20 protein-coding genes are annotated in these 20,165 nt (G+C 52.7%); 3 read left to right on the top strand and 17 right to left on the bottom strand.

What is annotated here, in order from left to right; all coding sequences use genetic code 11:
- Positions 1–126 precede the first annotated feature (126 nt).
- The 15 genes from BM261_RS10565 to gshB all read right to left on the bottom strand — a co-directional run bounded on the left by BM261_RS10565 (position 127) and on the right by gshB (position 14,527).
- On the bottom strand, positions 127–939 hold the full coding sequence (locus BM261_RS10565; RefSeq protein WP_074898068.1) for a class I SAM-dependent methyltransferase: 813 nt from the start codon (positions 937–939) through the stop codon (positions 127–129).
- A 253-nt stretch (positions 940–1,192) separates the two neighbouring features.
- Positions 1,193–1,969, bottom strand: coding sequence for an acyl-ACP--UDP-N-acetylglucosamine O-acyltransferase (gene lpxA, locus BM261_RS10555; protein WP_074898066.1), 777 nt, complete (start codon positions 1,967–1,969; stop codon positions 1,193–1,195).
- Between the two features lie 112 nt (positions 1,970–2,081).
- Positions 2,082–2,546 (bottom strand): 3-hydroxyacyl-ACP dehydratase FabZ, encoded by a 465-nt coding sequence (fabZ, locus tag BM261_RS10550; RefSeq protein ID WP_049249167.1) that lies wholly within the window; start codon positions 2,544–2,546, stop codon positions 2,082–2,084.
- A gap of 77 nt (positions 2,547–2,623) precedes the next feature.
- Positions 2,624–3,667 (bottom strand): UDP-3-O-(3-hydroxymyristoyl)glucosamine N-acyltransferase, encoded by a 1,044-nt coding sequence (lpxD, locus tag BM261_RS10545; RefSeq protein WP_074898063.1) that lies wholly within the window; start codon positions 3,665–3,667, stop codon positions 2,624–2,626.
- A gap of 80 nt (positions 3,668–3,747) precedes the next feature.
- Positions 3,748–4,233 carry an OmpH family outer membrane protein gene (locus BM261_RS10540; protein WP_172459030.1) on the bottom strand — a complete coding sequence of 162 codons (486 nt, stop codon included), beginning with the start codon at positions 4,231–4,233 and terminating at the stop codon, positions 3,748–3,750.
- 39 nt (positions 4,234–4,272) lie between these two features.
- Entirely contained in the window at positions 4,273–6,675 is a 2,403-nt protein-coding gene (bamA, locus tag BM261_RS10535) for an outer membrane protein assembly factor BamA (RefSeq protein WP_074898059.1), read from the bottom strand.
- Between the two features lie 3 nt (positions 6,676–6,678).
- Positions 6,679–8,016 carry an RIP metalloprotease RseP gene (rseP, locus tag BM261_RS10530; protein ID WP_074898112.1) on the bottom strand — a complete coding sequence of 446 codons (1,338 nt, stop codon included), beginning with the start codon at positions 8,014–8,016 and terminating at the stop codon, positions 6,679–6,681.
- Positions 8,017–8,018: 2 nt separating this feature from the next.
- Entirely contained in the window at positions 8,019–9,206 is a 1,188-nt protein-coding gene (gene ispC / locus BM261_RS10525; protein WP_074898057.1) for a 1-deoxy-D-xylulose-5-phosphate reductoisomerase, read from the bottom strand.
- Positions 9,207–9,293: 87 nt separating this feature from the next.
- Positions 9,294–10,046 carry an SIMPL domain-containing protein gene (locus tag BM261_RS10520; RefSeq protein WP_003775292.1) on the bottom strand — a complete coding sequence of 251 codons (753 nt, stop codon included), beginning with the start codon at positions 10,044–10,046 and terminating at the stop codon, positions 9,294–9,296.
- Positions 10,047–10,060: 14 nt separating this feature from the next.
- Entirely contained in the window at positions 10,061–10,858 is a 798-nt protein-coding gene (locus BM261_RS10515) for a phosphatidate cytidylyltransferase (protein ID WP_074898055.1), read from the bottom strand.
- Positions 10,859–10,861: 3 nt separating this feature from the next.
- A complete protein-coding gene (locus BM261_RS10510) occupies positions 10,862–11,608 on the bottom strand; it encodes an isoprenyl transferase (RefSeq protein ID WP_074898053.1) in 747 nt (248 codons plus the stop codon).
- 58 nt (positions 11,609–11,666) lie between these two features.
- Entirely contained in the window at positions 11,667–12,224 is a 558-nt protein-coding gene (frr, locus tag BM261_RS10505) for a ribosome recycling factor (RefSeq protein WP_049249160.1), read from the bottom strand.
- Between the two features lie 254 nt (positions 12,225–12,478).
- Complete coding sequence (locus BM261_RS10500) at positions 12,479–12,979, bottom strand: copper chaperone PCu(A)C (protein WP_074898050.1); 501 nt, start codon at positions 12,977–12,979, stop codon at positions 12,479–12,481.
- Between the two features lie 128 nt (positions 12,980–13,107).
- Positions 13,108–13,524 carry a diacylglycerol kinase gene (locus tag BM261_RS10495; RefSeq protein WP_049249158.1) on the bottom strand — a complete coding sequence of 139 codons (417 nt, stop codon included), beginning with the start codon at positions 13,522–13,524 and terminating at the stop codon, positions 13,108–13,110.
- 52 nt (positions 13,525–13,576) lie between these two features.
- On the bottom strand, positions 13,577–14,527 hold the full coding sequence (gene gshB / locus BM261_RS10490; RefSeq protein WP_074898047.1) for a glutathione synthase: 951 nt from the start codon (positions 14,525–14,527) through the stop codon (positions 13,577–13,579).
- 92 nt (positions 14,528–14,619) lie between these two features.
- Here gshB and BM261_RS10485 point away from each other — a divergent pair, with 92 nt between their 5' ends.
- Positions 14,620–15,093, top strand: coding sequence for a YchJ family protein (locus BM261_RS10485; protein WP_074898045.1), 474 nt, complete (start codon positions 14,620–14,622; stop codon positions 15,091–15,093).
- Positions 15,094–15,155: 62 nt separating this feature from the next.
- Here BM261_RS10485 and argC read toward each other — a convergent pair whose 3' ends face one another.
- Positions 15,156–16,205 (bottom strand): N-acetyl-gamma-glutamyl-phosphate reductase, encoded by a 1,050-nt coding sequence (gene argC, locus BM261_RS10480; protein WP_074898043.1) that lies wholly within the window; start codon positions 16,203–16,205, stop codon positions 15,156–15,158.
- 199 nt (positions 16,206–16,404) lie between these two features.
- Between argC and BM261_RS10475 the strand changes: the two genes are divergently transcribed.
- Complete coding sequence (locus tag BM261_RS10475; protein ID WP_143095777.1) at positions 16,405–16,821, top strand: hypothetical protein; 417 nt, start codon at positions 16,405–16,407, stop codon at positions 16,819–16,821.
- Between the two features lie 74 nt (positions 16,822–16,895).
- On the opposite strand, the gene adhP is transcribed toward BM261_RS10475, so the two are convergent.
- Positions 16,896–17,936: an alcohol dehydrogenase AdhP gene (gene adhP / locus BM261_RS10470; protein WP_074898039.1), complete on the bottom strand. Its 1,041-nt coding sequence runs from the start codon at positions 17,934–17,936 to the stop codon at positions 16,896–16,898.
- A 359-nt stretch (positions 17,937–18,295) separates the two neighbouring features.
- Here adhP and BM261_RS10465 point away from each other — a divergent pair, with 359 nt between their 5' ends.
- Positions 18,296–19,771: an aldehyde dehydrogenase family protein gene (locus BM261_RS10465; RefSeq protein ID WP_074898108.1), complete on the top strand. Its 1,476-nt coding sequence runs from the start codon at positions 18,296–18,298 to the stop codon at positions 19,769–19,771.
- Positions 19,772–20,165 lie beyond the last annotated feature (394 nt).

The following is a 20,165-nucleotide window of genomic DNA, read 5'->3' as shown; positions in this document are numbered from 1 at the left end:
CGGAAATGCCGTCCTGAAATCGGCCGTGCCTCCCCGACATTGGCCCGCAGGGCGGCTGAATAAGCTTGCCGAATCCGCCCGTTTGCCGGTTTGCTCCCGAGGCAGGATTCCTGCAACGCTCGCCGTTCAATCAATCCGGTAATGCAGCAGGCGGAAGGAATTTTTAAATACCGGGATCAGCCGCATAATCCAGTAAGACAGCCCCAGCCGTTTCCAGGCAGGAAAATCCGTCATCATATATTTGGCTGAAATCAGGTGCAGGTTGTCCGCCCAACGCTCGATTTCGCGGTCGTCGTCGCAGCCAAAGGCAAAACGGGCGCGGGTATGTTTGACGGCATCGTGTTTGCCCGAATTTTTCACCATCCACGAACTGGATACGTCAAACACCGCTTCGCCATGGTGGAAATAATGGGCCAGATTTTTAAACAGGCCGCCGACGGTTTCATTGTCGAAATACGTCAGCACGCCCTCCAATATCAAAAAGAACTGCGCGTCGGGATGACTGCCGCTTACGTCCTCCATCCAGCCCGTATCGAAGGCGGATGCCTCAATCAGCGTTTCCCCTGCCTGCGGCGGCAGCAGTTTCCTGCGGATGGCGATGACTTCGGGCAGGTCGAGTTGGTAAAACGGCACATTGTCCGCCGCCCGGCCGATCCGCCCGCGCCTGCCGTCCAATCCACAGCCGATAACGACGATAACGGGATTGGGCTGACGGCGGATGAAATCGGCAGCCAGTTTGTCGAAATAATCGGCCCGAATCGCCGTGCCGATTATGCTGCGCTCGGCATGGTCGAACTTGGAGAAATCATAGTCTATTTCCGCCACCAAACGGCTTGCCGATTCGTCGCGGATAATGGGATCGGGACGGTTTGAAGCGAGGTGCCTCATGTAGAGGGTAATCAGCAACGTTTCGCTGACGGCATCTTCGATTTTCAACATAAGCAACTCCTTTCGGGATAAGGCGGTTTGACCACCACTATTTGCGAATGGTTTTCATAATTGTATTTTACGCCCTTCACGCTTTGCTGAATATATAGTGGATTAAATTTAAATCAGGACAAGGCGACGAAGCCGCAGACAGTACAGATAGTACGGCAAGGCAAGGCAACGCCGTACTGGTTTAAAGTTAATCCACTATAAAAAGGCCGTCTGAAATGATTTTTCAGACGGCCTTCGATTCCAATCAAACGTTTCAGCGGATGATGCCGCGCGTAGATTCGGCAAAGAAGTCTTTGAACACTGCCAGTTCGGCTTGGGTTTCGGCACGCTGCAAAATATCCGCTTTGGCCTCTTCGAACGGGATTCCTCGGTGATAAATGGTTTTATACACATCTTTAACGGCAGAAATTTGCTCGGCGGTAAAACCGTTGCGGCGCATGCCTTCGCTGTTGATGCCTGCCGGTTCGGCGCGGTAGCCCGCAGCCATAAAGTACGGCGGTACGTCTTTATGCACGCCGGCGGCAAAGGCGGTCATGGCGTAGTCGCCGATGCGGCAGAACTGGAACACCAGCGTGTAGCCGCCGAGAATCACATAATCGCCGATGGTAACGTGTCCGGCCAATGAAGCGTTGTTGGCAAAGACAGTGTGGTTGCCAATGACGCAGTCGTGGGCAAGGTGGCAGTAAGCCATAATCCAGTTGTCGTCGCCGATGCGGGTTTCGCCTATGCCCGTTACCGTGCCGAGGTTGAAGGTGGTGAACTCGCGGATGGTGTTGCCGTTGCCGATAATCAGGCGCGTGGCCTCTCCCGCATATTTTTTATCCTGCGGGATTTCGCCCAAACTGGCAAATTGGAAGATACGGTTGTTTTCGCCTATGGTGGTATGGCCGTTAATCACGGCGTGCGGGCCGATTTCGGTATTCGCACCGATTCGCACGTTCGGGCCGATAACGGTGTACGCACCGACTTTGACGCTGGAATCCAGCTCGGCCTTGGGGTCGATGACGGCGGTCGGGTGGATGAGGGACATGGGTTTCCTTTCATGTCTGGGGGCTCTCCGGCGGCTGTACCGTTTCAGGTAAACCGCCGGTACGCCCCGCATTCGGTTTTCAGACGGCCTCTATCGGCAGGCCGTCTGAAAATCAGTCTTTCTCGACAATACGCTGCGCACACATAATGGTGGCTTCGCAAGCCAATTCGCCGTCCACTTTGGCAACGGCGTTGAATTTGCCGATACCGCGTTTGTGCGCCAACAGTTCGACTTCAAACTGCAGGCGGTCGCCGGGGATGACCTGGCGTTTGAAGCGCACGTTGTCCAAGCCGGCAAACAGGGTGATTTCGTTTTCACGACGCTTGGTGCTGCCTTGGGACAATACGGCCAATACGCCGCAGGCCTGCGCCATCGCCTCCACAATCAATACGCCCGGCATGACAGGCGATTCGGGAAAGTGGCCTTGGAAAAACTGTTCGTTGAAGGTTACGTTTTTGATGGCGGTCAGCGATTTGCCCGGTTCGGCGGCGATGACGCGGTCCAGCAGTAAAAAGGGGAAGCGGTGCGGCAGGATTTCCTGTATTTCGCGTGCTTCAATCGGTAGTTTGATTTCCATTCGGTTATTCCTTGATAGGTTGGCGCCGCCCGCATATTTTTCAGACGGCATGTTTCGGTTGTAAGGTTTCAGACGGCCTATTTATCGTTTTTCAACTCGGCCAATTCCTGTTCGAGCTGTTTGATGCGTTTGCCGGTTTCGTTCAGGCGGTGGATGTGGACGGCATTGCGCGCCCACTCTTTGTAAGACGACATCGGGAAAATACCGGCAACGTGCTGCCCGCTTTCGGTGATGCTGTGGGTAACGGACGTGCCGCCGCCGATGGTGGTTTTGTCGGCGATTTCAATATGGCCGACCGTACCGACGCCGCCGCCGATGATGCAGTAATTGCCGACGGTAACGCTGCCGGAAATGCCGGTTTTGGCGGCGATGACGGTATGGGAACCGATTTTGCAGTTGTGGCCGATTTGGACCTGGTTGTCGATTTTGGTGCCGTTGCCGACGGTGGTGTCGCTCATGGCGCCGCGGTCGATGTTGCTGTTCGAGCCGATTTCCACGTCGTCGCCCAGCGTTACCGCGCCGGTTTGCGGGATTTTGAACCACGAGTCGCCGGCGAAGGCAAGGCCGAAACCGTCCGCGCCGATGACCGCGCCGCTGTGGATTTCGACGCGGTTGCCGAGCGTGCAGCCGTAATAAACCACAGCATTGGGGTGCAAAACGACTTCGTCGCCCAGTTTGCAATCGTGTTGGACGACGGCATTCGCCAAGATGCGGCAACCTTCGCCCAATAGGGTATTGGCGCCGATGTAGGCATTCGCGCCGATTTCGCAACTGTCGGGCACGGTAGCGCTCGGTTCGACAACGGCGGTCGGATGGATGCCACCGCGTGCTTTGACAACCGGTGAGAACAGGCGGGCGACTTTGGCAAAATAGAGGTACGGGTCGGCGGCGACAATCAGGCTGCGGCCGGTAAATTCTCCGGCGGCTTTGTCGGATACGATGACTGCGCCCGCTTTGCTATCGTGTACTTCGTGTTTGTATTTCGGATTGGCCAGAAAGCTGATGTGTTCCACACCGGCCTGAGCCAAAGGCCGCACGGCGCAGACGCTGATGTCTTCGCCGCGCACTTCGCCGCCGAGTTCGGCGGTGATTTGGGATAAGGTATATTGTTTGACTGTCATGTGATTCGGATGAAGATATCCAATTTTCCAAATTATTCAGACGGCCTGACGAAAAGGCCGTCTGAAAACCCAATCAAGAACTAACGGTTCATTTCGCGGATCACCTTGTCGGTAATATCGAATTTGGCATCAATGAAGATCACGTCATGAACAATCAGATCATAACCTTCTTTTTTGGCCAGCTCCAAAATCACTCGGTTGGCATTATTCTGCAATGCGGCGAATTCCTCGTTGCGCCTCAGATCATACTCTTCGGCCAATTGCGCCTGACTGCCGCGAAATTCGCGCCTTTGCCGTTCCAATTCGGCCATAGCGGCCGCACGTGCTTTTCCAGCCTTCAACTTGTCTGCTCTTTGCGCTGAAACCTCGATGTCGTTTTGAAGTTTTTCCAGCTGCCGCTGACGCGGCGCAAACTCGGTATCCAATTTATTTTGGATATTTTGCGCCTGAACCGATTCGCGATGAATACGGTCCACATTGACAAAACCGAGTTTGCGGACGGTTTCCGCACCTGCAGGAACAGCAAGGCAGGCTGCAGCGGCAAATGCCGCCGCCCATTTTTGGATTTGAGATTTTTGAATCATACCGTTCCCAAATTTAAGCTGTTAGAACGTCGTACCCAACTGGAATTGGAAACGCTGAACCTCGTCGCTTGCCTTTTTCTTCATCGGATAGGCATAACTGAATTTCATCGGCCCTAAGGGGGACATCCATGTTACGGCCGCACCGGCGGAGTAGCGCAACTCTTCCTTGAAGCTGGATTTATGGCGATTGCCTACACCGTATACGTTTTGTATCGTTGAGCCGTTATACAAATCACTGCTGTCATCCGTGTAAGTTTTTCCATCCCATACACTGCCGGCATCGGCAAACAGGCTCAGACGGACGCTGCGGCTGTCCTTAATTCCGGGGAACGGGAATAGGAGTTCTGCCGTGCCGGAAAGCATTTTATTGCCGCCATAGCTGATTTTATCGCCGTTATTGTCATAAACTTTCGGGCCGAGCGTACCGCTTTCATAACCGCGCACGGAACCCAAGCCACCGCCATAGAAGTTTTGGAAGAACGGCAGTTCTTTGTTCTTACCATAACCATCGGCCGCTCCTACTGAACCGCCAAGCATCAATGTAAAGTTTTTACTTAACGGGAAGAACCATTTTTGGTTATGCGTCAGGCTGTAATATTGCAAATCGCCCCCGGGCAGACCGGCTTCCAGATTGACATCTGTTAAATAACCGCGTGTCGGCCACAATGCATTATCTGTTTTGTTTCGACCCCAACCGACAGTGCCTTTGAGCGTCCAACCTTTATATTTTCCGATACCGGTATTGCTATTGCCGTATTGGCTGATAAAGTCGCGATAACGTTTCGGCGCGCCGGTAAAGGTTTGAACCTGCATATGCTCGGCACCTAAGCCGAAATTGACACGGTCGTATTCTGTAACCGGCACACCCATACGGATACCGCCGCCTACGGTAGAAGTTTTATATTGGGCGTTGCTGGCGCTGGATGAAGATTTACGGGGGTCGTAAACTTTTCCATACAAATCGTAGCCCAAGCTGACCCCTTCAGGAGTGAAATACGGATCGGTAAACGACAATGAGGCGTTATTCGTCGTTCTGCTTCTGGACACGCGCGCCGAAATCGATTTTCCGGTACCGAACAAGTTATCCTGGGCGACGCCGAATGCCATAACCAAGCCGGTATCCTGAACCCAGCCCGCACTCAAATCCAAAGAACCGGTCGCACGCTCGTTCACACTCATGTCGATATCAACTTGGTCAGGCGTTCCCGCAACCGGACGCGCTTCGAATTTCACATCGTCAAAATAACCCAGAAGCTCCACACGTTCTTTGGAACGCTGTAATTTCGACATATCGTAAGGTGCAGCCTCCATTTGACGCAATTCGCGGCGTACGACCTCGTCCCGGGTCTTGTTGTTTCCCGAAATATTGATTTTATTCACGTAGACTTTACGATTAGGCTCGATGTGCAGTACAAAATCTACAACACCCGTTTGCGTATTGGGTTGCGGTTGAACATTCACTTCGCTGAACGCATAACCTGCGGTTCCCATGCTCTTTTGGATTTTCTCCAAGCTCTCCAACATTTGGGCACGGTCGTACCACTTTCCTTCTTTCATTTTCAGATGGCTGTAAAGCTCTTCTTTCGGTACTTCCTTGGTATCGCCTTCGATGCTTACCTTGCCCCAACGGTAACGCTGACCTTCGGATACCGTTATCTTCATGGTTTGGTGTTTCTGATCTTCAGACATCTTGACTTCGGTATCAACGATTTGGAAATCAAAATAACCGTTGTTTTGATAGAAATCGCGGATACGCTCCAAGTCCTGCGAAAATTTATCAGGATTAAACCGGTTAGACTTTGTCAGCCAGGTAAATGCACCACCTTCGCTCAAAGACATCTGTTTGCGCAGTCTGCTATCCGAATAATGCTGGTTGCCTTCGAATTCGATATCACTGATAGTCGTCGTTTTGCCTTCGTCGATTTTTAATTCGACAGCAACGCGGTTACGCGCCAAACGGGTAACAGACGGCGTAATCTGTACCGAATATTTACCCTGTTTTTGATACTCTTCTTTCAATCCGGCAACTGCTTCGTTCAGACGGCCTTGATTAAAAGGCTGAGACTGTCCCAAACCAAATGCGGTAAGATTTTTCTTAATGGCATCATTCTGAATCAATTTGCCGCCGCTGACTTCAAAACTGCTGATAATCGGCCGTTCGACTACAGTCAGCAATAACTGGTTGCCCATACTTTCGACACGCACGTCGTCAAACAACCCTGTTGCATACAGATTGCCGATAATCTCTTCACCTTGCCCATCGTGGAAGGTATCGCCCACTTTAACGGGCAAATAAGTAAATACTGTGGCCGGTTCTGTATGTTGCAAACCCTCCACACGGATGTCCTGAATAGTAAAATCAGCCGATGCCAAGGAAGACAAGCCGAGCATCATTAAAGTCAGGGTTAGTTTTTTCAGTTTCATACGTTATCCAAACAAACGGGTAATATCATTAAAAAAAGCCAAAATCATCATCGCCAGCATCAATGCCAGTCCGATACGCAAGCCAATCATCTGCATATTGCTGCCCAACGGCTTACCCCTAAGCCATTCGATGCTGTAATACATCAGGTGTCCGCCGTCCAATACCGGTATCGGCAATAAATTCATCACACCCAAACTGACGCTTACCAAAGCCAGAAATTCAACATAAGGCTGCCAACCGAGTGCGGCGGATTTGCCTGCCACATCTGCAATAGTCAGTGGTCCGGATACATGTTGCAATGAAGCCTGACCGCTCAGCAAACGACCTAAAAATTTCAATGTCAGCGTTGTGTAGCCTGTCATTTTATCCCAGCCCATCTTAAAGGCCTCGGCGACAGTGGGATAATACTGGAAACGTATCATCCTGCTCCACTCTTTATCTTCGCCGGGATACAGCCCGACTTTTCCGTCAAGCATACCGTTATGCCGCTCTGCCCTTGGCCGGATATAGGCAGTCATTACTTTGTTGCCCCGCTTATATTCAAGCTGCAACTTTTGACCTGCACTTTTCTGCACCAAATCTACCCATTCCTGCCAATCTGCCAATGGTTTCCCATCCACAGACAACAATACGTCTCCGGCATTTAACCCTGCTTCCTCGGCGGCACTCTCCGGAACGACCTTAGAGATAGAAAGGGTGAGGCGATGAGCCATCAATCCGATATGGCCATGCTTTTTCGGCACATCGGCAGCTTCGTCGGTGCCTGCGATGTCGATAGTCCGAACGGCCTGCACGCCTTGTGCGTCCGTCACTGCCACTTCGACTTTCCCGGCCTCCAAATCTAAAACTATGCCTCTCTGCGCGTCAGACCAACTCTTAACCGGCACACCGTTGACACTGTTGATTTTATCCCCTGCACGGAAACCTGCCTTTGCTGCGATGCTGTAAGGCTCCACAGTACCGACATACGGTTTTAACTCCGTCACGCCGAAAGAAAAGCTCAGCCCGTATAGCAAAAATGCCAATACTAAATTGGTCAGCGGTCCGGCTGCGACAACGGCAATTTTTTTGGCAGGATGCTGCTTATCGAAGGCATATGGCAAATCTTCTTCCGCCACATCTCCTTCCCGGGTATCCACCATTTTGACGTATCCGCCCAAAGGAATCGGGGCAAGGCACCACTCAATATTCCGCCAACGCTTGTTAAAAAAGGGTTTGCCGAAACCTACCGAAAAACGCAACACCTTGATGCCGCACCACCGCGCCACCAACAAATGTCCTAATTCATGCAGGCTGACCAGCAATAAAATAGCGGCAATAAACGCCAAAATCGTCAAAATCATTATTTCGCCAAACCGTTAATATAGTCCCGCGCCTGTTTGCGCGCGTACCCGTCTTGGGCCAGTAAGCTTTCGAGGTTATTCAAGCCGTCTGAAAACTTTTGCTCCAAACAGTGGGCGATGACCGGAGCAATATCGGTAAAGCGGATTTCCTTGTTTAAAAAAGCCTCAACTGCGGTTTCATTGGCCGCATTCAATACGCACGGAGCCATACCTCCGGCATTCATGGCTTCATAAGCCAAACGCAGGCAAGGAAAGCGGCGTAAATCAGGCCGTCTGAAAGTCAGGGCGGACAATGTTTCGAAATCCAACGGTGCCACACCTGATGAAATCCGCTCCGGCAACCCCAAACAGTAGGCAATCGGCGTACGCATATCGGGATTGCCCAATTGGGCCAATACCGAACCGTCCCGATAACGAACCATACTATGCACAACCGATTGCGGATGAATAACGACTTCCAATTTGTTAGGCGGGCAGGCAAACAACCAATGCGCTTCAATCAGCTCCAAGCCCTTATTCATCATAGTGGCCGAATCCACCGAAATTTTCCACCCCATACTCCAATTGGGATGTTTAACCGCCTGTTCGGGCGTAATAGAGTCAAACTCGGTCAAATCTTTGTCTAAAAACGGACCGCCAGAAGCCGTCAATATGATGGAATCGATACCGTGTGCATCCAACCCCGCTTCATAATCTCGCGGCAAAACCTGGAAAACGGCATTATGTTCGCTGTCTATCGGCAAAACCCTTGCCCCGTTGGCACGGGCAGTTTCCATGAATAATTCGCCGGCCACCACCAAAGTTTCTTTGTTGGCCAAATAAATGGTTTTGCCTTTTTGCGCGGCCGCCAAAGCCGACGGCAAGCCTGCCGCACCGACAATGGCGCACATCACGCCGTCCACTTCGCCGGCAGAAGCCACATCAATCAAAGCCTGCCGACCGTACAAAACCTCGGTCGGACACCCTTCTGCAGTCAGAATCGCTTTCAAATCGGCTGCCGCAGATTCGTCGGCCACCACAGCAAAATCCGGCCGAAACTGTATGCACTGTCGGGCTAATTTGGCCGTCTGTTTATGACCGGCCAGGGCAAATATGCGAAACCGATCGGGATGACGAGCCACCACATCCAAGGTATTCACCCCGATGCTGCCGGTACTGCCCAAAACAGTAAGAACTTGTATACTCATTACTCAAAGATATTATATTTATGCGGTTCTTTGTTTATTGAAGGCCGTCTGAAAATATAGGCGGACGCTCCAGGCAAAACAACCGGCTTATTCGATGGCGTACTCTATGGTTACGACCAAACGCACTTGTTTCCCAATAGTCGATTTATCGTAAGTGCCGCCGTAATCTTCATCTTCACCCGGACCGTTATCGGAATAAATATTGAACGACCCTTGCGATGCGGAACGCATGGCACCGACTTTACCTCCGCCCGTTTTGGCGAATTCGACCGCCCGTTTTTGCGCGTCTTCCGTAGCCTGAGTAATCAAATCGCGCTTAATGGTTTCCAAATTGCCCAACAGATATTGCGGCTCGCTAAATTCGATAAAATCGTTTTTCGCCCGCAAATTGCGGATAGCCTGCTCTGCGGTTTGAATTTTGTCTAACTTTTTAGTATTGACGGTAACCGACAAACTGCCGTCGTAACCATTCGGCCTGCGCTCTATTATTTCGCCCTGATCGTTTTTTACATCTTCGTACGCACGCTCTACAGACGGCAGCCCGCTACGGATTTCAGCATCATCAAAGCCTTGCTTCCGCAAAAAACGCACCAGTTTCTCACGCTCCTCTTCCAAACTGTCCAACACGACCTGATAAGTATTGCCGTGCAATGACACACCGGTACGCCAAGTAGCGCTGTCCGACTGGAAATTCTTTTCCGCCAAGCCTTTGACGGTAATTGTTCCGGGCTGACGGAAGTTTTTGAACTGCACGCCGAGAATAAATGCAGCCGCCATCAGTCCGACTGCCAAAAGCACACCCAAAACCGACAACGATGAAGTTCCGTTTTTATCCGCCATACCCTACACTCCAATCAAGATGCGATAGAAACAATCGCCGCATAAACGCTTAATACGGCAATCATGCTATCCACACGGTCGAATACACCGCCATGCCCCGGCAACAGATTGCTACTGTCCTTAACTCCGGCAACCCGCTTCAACCAGCTTTCCAGTAAATCGCCGCAAACGCTGACCGCCGCCAGCACAACACCGGCCAACATGGTCGGAAGCCACGGCAAATCAAAACCCAGCCAGCCGGCTTCACGGACAACGCTCAGATAAATCAATACGCACAGCACCCCGCCAAACGCACCTTCCCAGCTTTTACCCGGACTGATGGCGGGAGCCAATTTATTTTTACCAAACGCCTTGCCGCAGAAATATGCTCCGATATCGGCTATCCATACCAAACCCATCACGGCCAATAGAGACAATGCATCTTCTTCAGACGACCTTAACGACACCAGCGCAAACCAAAACGGCAGCATCAGCATCCAACCGACGGCATACGCCTGCCAGCCACCGCCCAGCCGCCATTTGCACTTCAACCACAAGGGCATGACAACCAACCAAAAAGCCAACACCAGACACCAGCCGATTGGCGGCAAAACCCAGCCGCCGCAAGCAGCAAGCAACATAAACAAAGCGGAACCCGCCAAATACGGCACTCGCTCTTTATCGCCGATACCGCACATCCGGCTGTATTCCCATAATGCGAGAACTGCTATCAGGCCGGAAAACGCGGCCCACAGGCCGTCTGAAGCCCAAAACAGCATACCCAGCATAATGGGCAACAGAATCAAAGCGGTAATGACGCGCTGTTTCAACATGGCTTAATTCCTTTGCTGTTCCTGCGGCAGTTGTTCGGAAGTACGGCCGAAACGGCGTTCGCGTTGTTGGAATGAGGCAATGGCCGTCTGAAAAGCCTGTGAATCGAAATCGGGCCACAGGGTATCCGTGAAATACAGTTCGGCATACGCCATCTGCCAAAGGAGGAAATTGCTGATACGCATCTCGCCGCCGGTGCGGATAAACAAATCCGGTTCGGGCACATCTCCCAGCATCAGGCCGACATTCAAATCGCTTTCGGTTATTTCTTTCTTTCCGGCCGCCAACAGCTTATTGACCGCCTGCAAAATATCCCAACGGCCGCCGTAATCGGCGGCGATGGTCAGCGTCAAACCGCTGTTTCCGGCAGTCAGGCTTTCCGCCGCTTCTATGCCCGCAACGATTTCTGCGTTAAAACGGCTACGGTCGCCAATCACTTTCAGGCGCATATTGTGTTCGTGCATCCGTTTGACCTGTTTTTGCAATGCCTGCAAAAACAGACCCATCAGAAAGCCGACCTCGTCTGACGGACGCCGCCAATTTTCAGTCGAGAAAGCAAACACGGTCAGATATTCAACCCCTGCGGCAGAACATTCCGCACAAAGGTTTTCCAATGCATCCAAACCTTTTTTATGCCCCATCACGCGCGGCATAAAACGTTTTTTCGCCCAACGGCCGTTACCGTCCATAATGACGGCGATATGGCGCGGAATCCGGTGGTGCTCCGGAATGGCTTGAGTGCTGGTTTTCACAAAATATCCTTTTTGACGGCTGCCTGCCGATGACCGATTGTTTTTCAGACGGCCTCTTTTATACCGCCATCAGGTCTTCTTCTTTGGCTGCGAGGATTTTATCGACTTCGGCAATGTTTTTGTCGGTCAGCTTCTGTACCGCTTCTTCGCCTCGGCGCGCTTCGTCTTCGGAAACTTCTTTGTCTTTCAGCAGACGCTTGATGTGGTCGTTCGCATCACGGCGCACGTTGCGGATGGACACGCGGCCTTCTTCCGCCTCACCGCGCACGACTTTAATCAAGTCTTTGCGACGTTCTTCCGTCAGCATGGGCATGGGCACGCGGATCAAATCGCCGACCGAAGCAGGGTTCAAGCCGAGATTGGAATCGCGGATGGCTTTTTCGATTTTGCCTGCCATATTGCTTTCAAAAGGTTTGACGCCGATGGTACGCGCGTCCAGCAGGGTTACGCTGCCTACCTGGCTGACGGGAACCATGCTGCCCCAGTATTCCACTTCAACCTGATCCAATAAACCGGTATGGGCGCGGCCTGTGCGTACTTTGGCCAAATTTTCCTTCAATACTTCCAACGAACGCAGCATTTTGCTTTCGGCGGTTTTCTGAATATCACTAATCATTTTGTTCCCTGTTCGACTTTAAAGCTGAAAAATCAAAGGCGGGATACTACATGGCTTTTAGATGGCGGGCAAGTTTGGCATTGAGCGGTACGGCCTGGCAACAGGAGCAATTTTATCTCCCGTCGGCTTGCACACACCAAATACCCATCCTTCGGCAAACGCATCTAAACCAAGTATCCCGCAGAGAATCGAAAAGGCCGTCTGAAAAACTTTCAGACGGCCTCCTAATCAGTTATGAACCGTTAATAGCTGGTTTAATGACCGTGACCGTGATCCATATCGGAGTGTGCACCCGGGCTGCCGGCATTGGCACGAACTTCAACCTGTACGGTCTGATCCGGTGCACCTTTGAATTTTAAGGTTACAGGGAATTTCGCACCTGGTTTCAACGGCTGTTTCAAGCCCATCAGCATCACATGGTAGCTGCCCGGTTTCAGGGTAACGCTTTCGCCTTTAGCTACTTTCAAACCACCAGGAACAGCCTGCATTTTCATGCCCATGGCTTTTTGACCGGTTTTCGGGTCTTTAATTTCAGCATGAACGTGCTCGTGGATTTCAACACTTTTCGCTGCAGGGCTGGAACCGCCGACCAACACGATGTCTTTGGCGGTATCGTTTTTCAGTTCCATAAACACGCCGCCGTTTTTCATACCGCTAACGGTTTCGCGCGCCCATGGGCTCTGTGCCTCCACGCCTGCGGCAAACGCGGCTTGACATGCGGCAGCAGCGGCTACGAGTGCAAATACTTTCTTCATAATGCTTTCCTTTCACAACATGGTTAAAGTTACCTGCCACCCGTTCTGTTTCCTAACACAGGTTGTGCAGGCCGATGGGAATACATCATCGTTATACAATAGCATAAAACAAAAAACTTTGACCAGCCTCAAAAAACGTTAATATCGTATTCTCTCCACAGGGCAAGCAGCCACAGCAGGGCAAGCAATAGCAAAGCCAAGCCCTGCGCGGCGGAGCAAACGTCTTTCGCCCGCTTGGCCAGCGGGTGTTTTTCCAGCGATGTGTGGTCCACGGCGGCTTCCACGCCTGTATTGAAGAGTTCGACGATAAGCGACAGAAAGGATGACGCAATCAATATCATCCGGGTAGCCAGCCCAAAGGGTAGGATAAAGGCCAATACAATCAACGGAATATTAAGCCACAGCAATTGGCGGAAGCCTTGTTCTTCACAAGCGGCTTTGAAACCGTCGCGCGTATAGCCGCAGGCGTTGATAATGCGGCGCAAACCGCTTTTTCCTTTAATTTGTGCGGCGTAGCTATTGGGATCTTGTTCAGGGGTTTGCATGATGGTTTTCCTGATGCGGGCCGTCTGAAAACAGCCCGCGTCTCGTGTGCGTTCAGACGGCCTGTTCTACGGCATCGATAAAGCGGGCGGCCACGTCCCAACCTTTTTGTTTGCTGATTTCCTGAAAACCGGTCGGGCTGGTTACGTTTACTTCGGTCAGGCACTCGCCGATGATGTCGAGTCCGGCCAGCAGTATGCCGCGCCGTTTCAGTTCGGGGGCAAGCGTTTCGGCGATTTCGCGGTCGCATGCGGACAACTCTTGCGCCACGCCGCGCCCGCCGGCCGCTAGGTTGCCGCGTGTTTCGCCGTTTTGCGGGATGCGCGCCAAGGCATAGGGTACGACTTCGCCGCCGATAACCAGCACGCGCTTATCGCCTTTGACGATGTCGGGGATGTAACGTTGCACCATGATGGTACGGGTATCCAGGTGCATCAGGGTTTCCAGTATGCTGCCGATGTTGGGGTCTTTTTCGGTCAGGCGGAAGATGCCCATGCCGCCCATGCCGTCCAACGGTTTGACGATGATGTCGCCGTGTTCGGCCAAAAAGGCGCGCACGTCTGCTGCGCGAGTAGTCACGATGGTAGGGGAAACGAATTGCGGGAAGTTCAGGATGGCGAGTTTTTCGTTGAAGTCGCGCATGGCCTGCCCGCTGTTGAAGACTTTCGCGCCTTGGCTTTCGGCCAAGGTGAGCAGTTGGGTGGCGTAGAGGTACTGCATGTCGAACGGCGGATCGGTACGCATGATGACCGCGCCGAATTCGCTCAAGGCCGTCTGAACGGGGCTGCCCGCCTCAAACCATGCGTGGTCGTGGTCGTCTTTCGCGCCGAGAAATTCAAACGGTGCCGCCGCCGCATACACGATGCCGTTTTGCACCGACAATTCCGCCGACAGGGTGTGAAACAGGCGGTGCCCGCGCCTTGCGGCCTCGCGCATCATGGCGTAGGTGGTGTCTTTATAGGTTTTGAAACCGGCCAAGGGGTCGGCGATAAACAAAATGTCCATTCGTTTGCTCCAAGGATAATCGGGCGCAATGATAGCAAGAAAAGCCGTCGGCTGTTAGACTAGCCGTATTACGTTTGAAGGCCGTCTGAAAAATGTCCGCCCAACCCTGCCCCTGCCAATCAGGCCTAACCTACGCCGATTGCTGCCGCCCGCTGCATCAAGGTATGCCCGCTGCCGATGCGGAAAAACTGATGCGGTCGCGTTATGCGGCCTTCGTTTTGCAAAACATAGACTACATCGTCCACACCACCGTCCCCGTGCAACAACCGCTGCTGGACGCGGCAGCCTTGGCGCAATGGGCGGCACAAACCGAGTGGCTGGGTTTGGATGTGCTGCGCCACGAACCGAATGCGGGGGAACATCACGCGCTGGTCGAATTTGCCGCCTATTTTGCGGACGCAGGCGGTAAGCGGGAAACGCACCGCGAACGGTCGGCCTTCGTACTGGCAAACGGCCGTTGGTATTTCATCGACCCTACCGTACCTCTGCCATCCATGAAATCGGCCTGCATTTGCGGTTCGGGCAAAAAGTTTAAACACTGCTGCGGGAAATGGCTGGATGACTGAATAAGGCAGGCCGTCTGAAAACCGATTTCTGCCTTTCAGACGGCCTGCCTATATTTTTGCAATCACGGCAATAAAGCCGCGCCGCCCAGCCCTGCGTTTTCATCCCAGCCGAACATCACATTCATATTCTGCACCGCCTGGCCCGCCGCGCCTTTGACCAAGTTATCCTGAACGCTCAACAATATCCACAAATCGCTGTCCGGCGCGCGCTGCACGCCGATGCGGCAAACGTTCACGCCGCGCACGCTGCGGGTTTCGGGCGTGCTGCCCGCAGGCATCACATCAACCGCGAAACTGTCGCGGTAGGCCGTTTCCAGCAATTCCTGCGGCGATACGCCGTCTTTCAAGTGAACATAAATGGTGGCGTGCATCCCGCGTATCATCGGCGTGAGATGCGGCACAAATACCAATCCCTCCGCCACGCCGTGTTGCAAGCCGGAAATGGTTTGGCGGATTTCGGGCAGATGGCGGTGGCCGGAAACGCCGTACGCTTTGAAATTATCGCCCGCCTCGCACAACAGCGTGCCGACCGCCGCCTTGCGCCCTGCTCCGGACACGCCCGATTTGCAGTCTGCAATCAGCGGAAGCCCCTCACGCAAAGCACCTGTCTGCAACAGCGGCAGCAAAGCCAGCGATACGCAGGTCGGATAACAGCCGGGGTTGGCTACAAGCTGAGCGGCGGCAACGGCTTCCCGGTTCAATTCGGTCAGCCCGTACACGGCACGGGAAACCCAGTCGGGACTTTCGTGTTTCATGCCATACCATTTTTCCCAAACGGCAATGTCTTTCAAACGGAAGTCGGCCGACAAATCCACCACGCGCACGCCCCGCGCCAATAATGCGGGGGCTTCTTTCATGGCAATGCCGTTCGGGGTGGCGAAAAACACCAAATCGCACTGTTCCAGCTTTGCATCTTCCGGCTTCTCAAACACCAAATCGTAAATGCCGCGCAGACTGGGGAAGTAGTCAGCCAGTTTCACACCCGCTTCGCTGCGGCTGGTAACGGTGCACACTTCGGCATACGGATGGGCGGACAGCAGGCGCAACAGTTCCACTCCGGTGTAACCCGTCGCCCCAATGATGCCGATTTTGATTTTTTTACTGTTTGGCATGGCGGTTTCCTTGCTTTTTGGCTAAAAGCACAGTGTAAACCCGTTGGCAGGGGGAAGAAAAGCCGTTTGCACAATATGGGGCATTGCGGCATACAATAACTGTCTTCCGTTTAATCTGAACAAGGAATCATGATGCAAAACCGTCTCAATCCGCATCCTACATATAGCCCTGCTGTTTCTGTTGTCCGTCGGCTGCCTGTTGCCGCACGCCGCATACGCCACTCCGCTGCAGGACGATCTGATTGCCATCCGCACCGCCATGCAAGCCGAACTGGCATCCGACCGCGACTACGGTGAAATGAACCGGCAAGCCAAAACATTTGAAGAAAGGTTGGCCATTTTGTGCCTACAACAGGCGGAAGCGGAAAGTATCGTCCGACATTTGCGACAGATTAAGATGCACAGCAAAGAGGGCAGGACCATCCGCGACAAAATGGCAGGCAGCTTTGAAAAGATAAGCAATATTATGACCGTCGGCATCACGGTCAAACCGGAAGATATCCCCGCCTTTTCCACTATGGCGGAAAATATGAAAACAGCCAGCCGCGAAACGCTTGCCGTTATGCGCGAATACGCCGAACTCGCGGAAAAACACGGTGTCGCAAACAACAAATGATGCCGCCGATAAAAACAGGCCGTCTGAAAACCCGATTTCAGGTTTCAGACGGCCTTCCTTAAGCTAACATCGAATCAATGGGCACAGCCGCAACTTTTCTTCATATCGATGACCATGCGGCCGGTAATTTTGCCGTCGCGCATTTCTTGGAAAATATCCGGTGCTTCTTCCAAAGCACGCAGCTGCACCTTAGGCACAACCAAACCTTCCGCACCGAATTGGAAAGCTTCTTCCAAATCTTTACGCGTGCCCACCAACGAGCCGACCACTTCGATTCCGTCCAAGACCAGACGTGGGATGGACAGGTCCATGGATTCGGGCGGCAGGCCGATGGCAACCACGCGGCCGCCAGCACGGACACAATCCACGGCGGAGTTGAACGCAGCGGCGGATACCGCAGTTACAACTGCCGCATGTGCACCGCCGGTTTTTTCCTGAATCACTTTGGCTGCGTCTTCTTTGGCGGCATTAACCGTAAAGTCCGCGCCGCATTCTTTAGCAAATGCCAGTTTGTCATCGTTGATGTCGATGGCGACAACGTGTGCGCCGAATACTTTTTTCGCGTATTGGACACCCAAGTTGCCCAAGCCGCCCGCGCCGTAAACGGCAATCCATTGCCCTGGGCGAACGCCGGAAACCTTCACGCCTTTGTAAGTGGTTACGCCGGCACAAGTGATGCTGGAGGCTTGTGCGGGGTCGAGGCCGTCGGGTACTTTGACGGCATAGTCCGCATCGACGATACAGTGCGTCGCCATGCCGCCGTCGGCGGTATAGCCTGCATTCAATACTGAACGGCACAAGGTTTCGCGGCCGGTATTACAGTATTCGCACGAACCGCAACTACGGAACAACCATGCGATACTCACGCGGTCGCCGACTTTCAAACTCTGCACATCGGGGGCAACCTCTTTTACCAAACCGATACCCTCGTGGCCCAGCACACGGCCCGGTTTTTTGCCGTAATCACCTGCCGCAACGTGCAGGTCGGTGTGGCACACACCGCAATATTCCACTTCCACCAAGGCTTCGCCGTGCTCCAGCGGACGAATCTCCCGCTCCACAATCTCAACGTTGCCATCGCTGTTTTGCGTTACTACTGCTGCTTTCATTTTCATGACAATGCTCCTATCGGTTGGTCGGATTCGCGTTTAAGTATGAATAAACCGCAACGGCAAGGTCAAGCTATCAAAACCTGACAACTGTTTGAAAGAATTAAAAATGTTACATTATATCGATTTATTGCCGATTTAAACTACCAGGAACACAATCAAAAAAACTCATTGCATGAAGAAAATACTCAAATTAACATTTAAACATGAATAATTGTCATATGTAAAAATCTTTTACATTCCACATGCAGCTTAACCCCTTGCATAAAGTCGGTAAAAAGTCATATGCTGGGAAGCGACACCCTTGGCAGGCTGTCATTATGCTGATGTACTGCTGTTATTTGTTAAAACTTTTGGAGACTATCATGGCTAAAAACTTAAATGTGTTTGACAAAGAATACGGTTTGCTGATTAACGGCGAGTGGACGAAACCCGGCGCGCTTTTAGATTCGTACAATCCTGCCAATGGCGAAGCATTGGCGAAATTTACTGACGCGACTGACGCCGATGTCGATGCCGCTGTCGCCGCAGCGCAAGAAGCGTTCAAAACATGGCGCAAAACCACCACTACCGAACGCGCCGCCATACTCAACAAAATCGCCGATGTGATTGACGAAAACTTGGAATTGTTCGCCTTGCAGGAAACGCTGGACAACGGTAAACCCATCCGCGAAACCCGCGCAGCCGACATCCCGCTGGCTTCCGACCATTTCCGTTATTTCGCCAGCGTCATCCGCGGCGAAGAAGGCACCGCCACCCAGCTTGACTCCGAAGACCTGTCTATTGTCCTGCGCGAACCCATCGGCGTAGTCGGTCAGATCATTCCGTGGAACTTCCCCTTCCTGATGGCAGCGTGGAAAATCGCGCCCGCACTCGCCGCAGGCTGTACCATCGTTATCCACCCGTCTTCCAGCACTTCGCTGAGCCTGCTGTCGTTCGCTCAAAAAATCAACCACTTGCTGCCTAAAGGCGTGTTGAACATCATCACTGGTCGCGGTTCTAAATCCGGCGAATACATGCTGCGCCACAAAGGCTTCAACAAACTCGCCTTCACCGGCTCGACCGAAATCGGCCGCCACATCGGCATCGCCGCCGCTGAAATGCTGATTCCCGCCACCTTGGAGCTGGGCGGCAAATCCGCCAACATTTTCTTTGACGACATGCCGTTCGACAAAGCTCTCGAAGGCGCGCAAAAAGGTATTTTGTTCAACCAAGGCCAAGTGTGCTGCGCCGGCTCGCGCATCTTCGTACAAGAAGGCATTTACGACAAATTCGTCAACGCCTTGGCGGAAGAATTCAAAAAAATCAAAGTCGGCCTACCTTGGGAAGACGACACCCAAATGGGTTCACAAGTCAACGCTGGTCAGCTTGAGACCATTTTGAAATACGTCAAAATCGGAGAACAGGAAGGCTGCCGCATCATCACCGGCGGTAAGAAAATCGAAGGCGAATTGGGCAAAGGCGAATTTGTCGAACCGACCTTGATCGAAGCCGGCAGCAACAACGCCCGCATCGCCCAAGAAGAAATCTTCGGCCCGGTTGCCACCGTGATTAAATTCAAAACCGAAGAAGAAGTCATCAAAATGGCGAACGACAGCGAATACGGCTTGGGCGGCGCAGTTTGGAGCAAAGACATCAATCGCTGCCTGCGCGTTTCCAATGCACTGGAAACCGGCCGCGTTTGGGTGAACTGCTACAACCGCCTGCCCGCAGGCGCACCGTTCGGCGGCTACAAGACTTCAGGCATCGGCCGCGAAACCCACAAAATGATGCTCGCCGCGTACACGCAGGTGAAAAACATCTACATTTCCACCCGCGAGGAACGCGAAGGCTTCTATTGATTGCCTGCCAAACATCGTTGATTGATATAGCGACAAACGCCGTCTGGAAGCCGAGTCAAGCTTTCAGACGGTCTCATCATATATTGCTCCCCAACTAAAAAGCAGCTGCCACAACCATCGGAATGAAGCAAAGCAGATTTGATCCATACCCTTACTGTCAGCACAATATGGTCAGCGCGGCTTCACAACACCGACCACATAAAGCATAGGCCCACACGCCTTACCCCCGACACCCCGCATCACATCCGAGCAACAGCACCCGAGATTCCCTTGCCGTAAAAGCCAAAGGCCGCCCCCTTTTACAAGACAAGAGCGCGGCCTTTCTTCCGAAGCGAATCGGCCATCCCTACTTAGCCGCATTTTTCCCTGCTGCGGGTTGAGCGGCAGGTTTCAC

Origin of the sequence: Neisseria elongata subsp. elongata (genome assembly GCF_900113545.1) — a bacterium.
GTDB classification, from domain to species: Bacteria; Pseudomonadota; Gammaproteobacteria; order Burkholderiales; family Neisseriaceae; genus Neisseria; species Neisseria elongata.
This window is presented reverse-complemented; position numbering and strand designations above follow the sequence as displayed.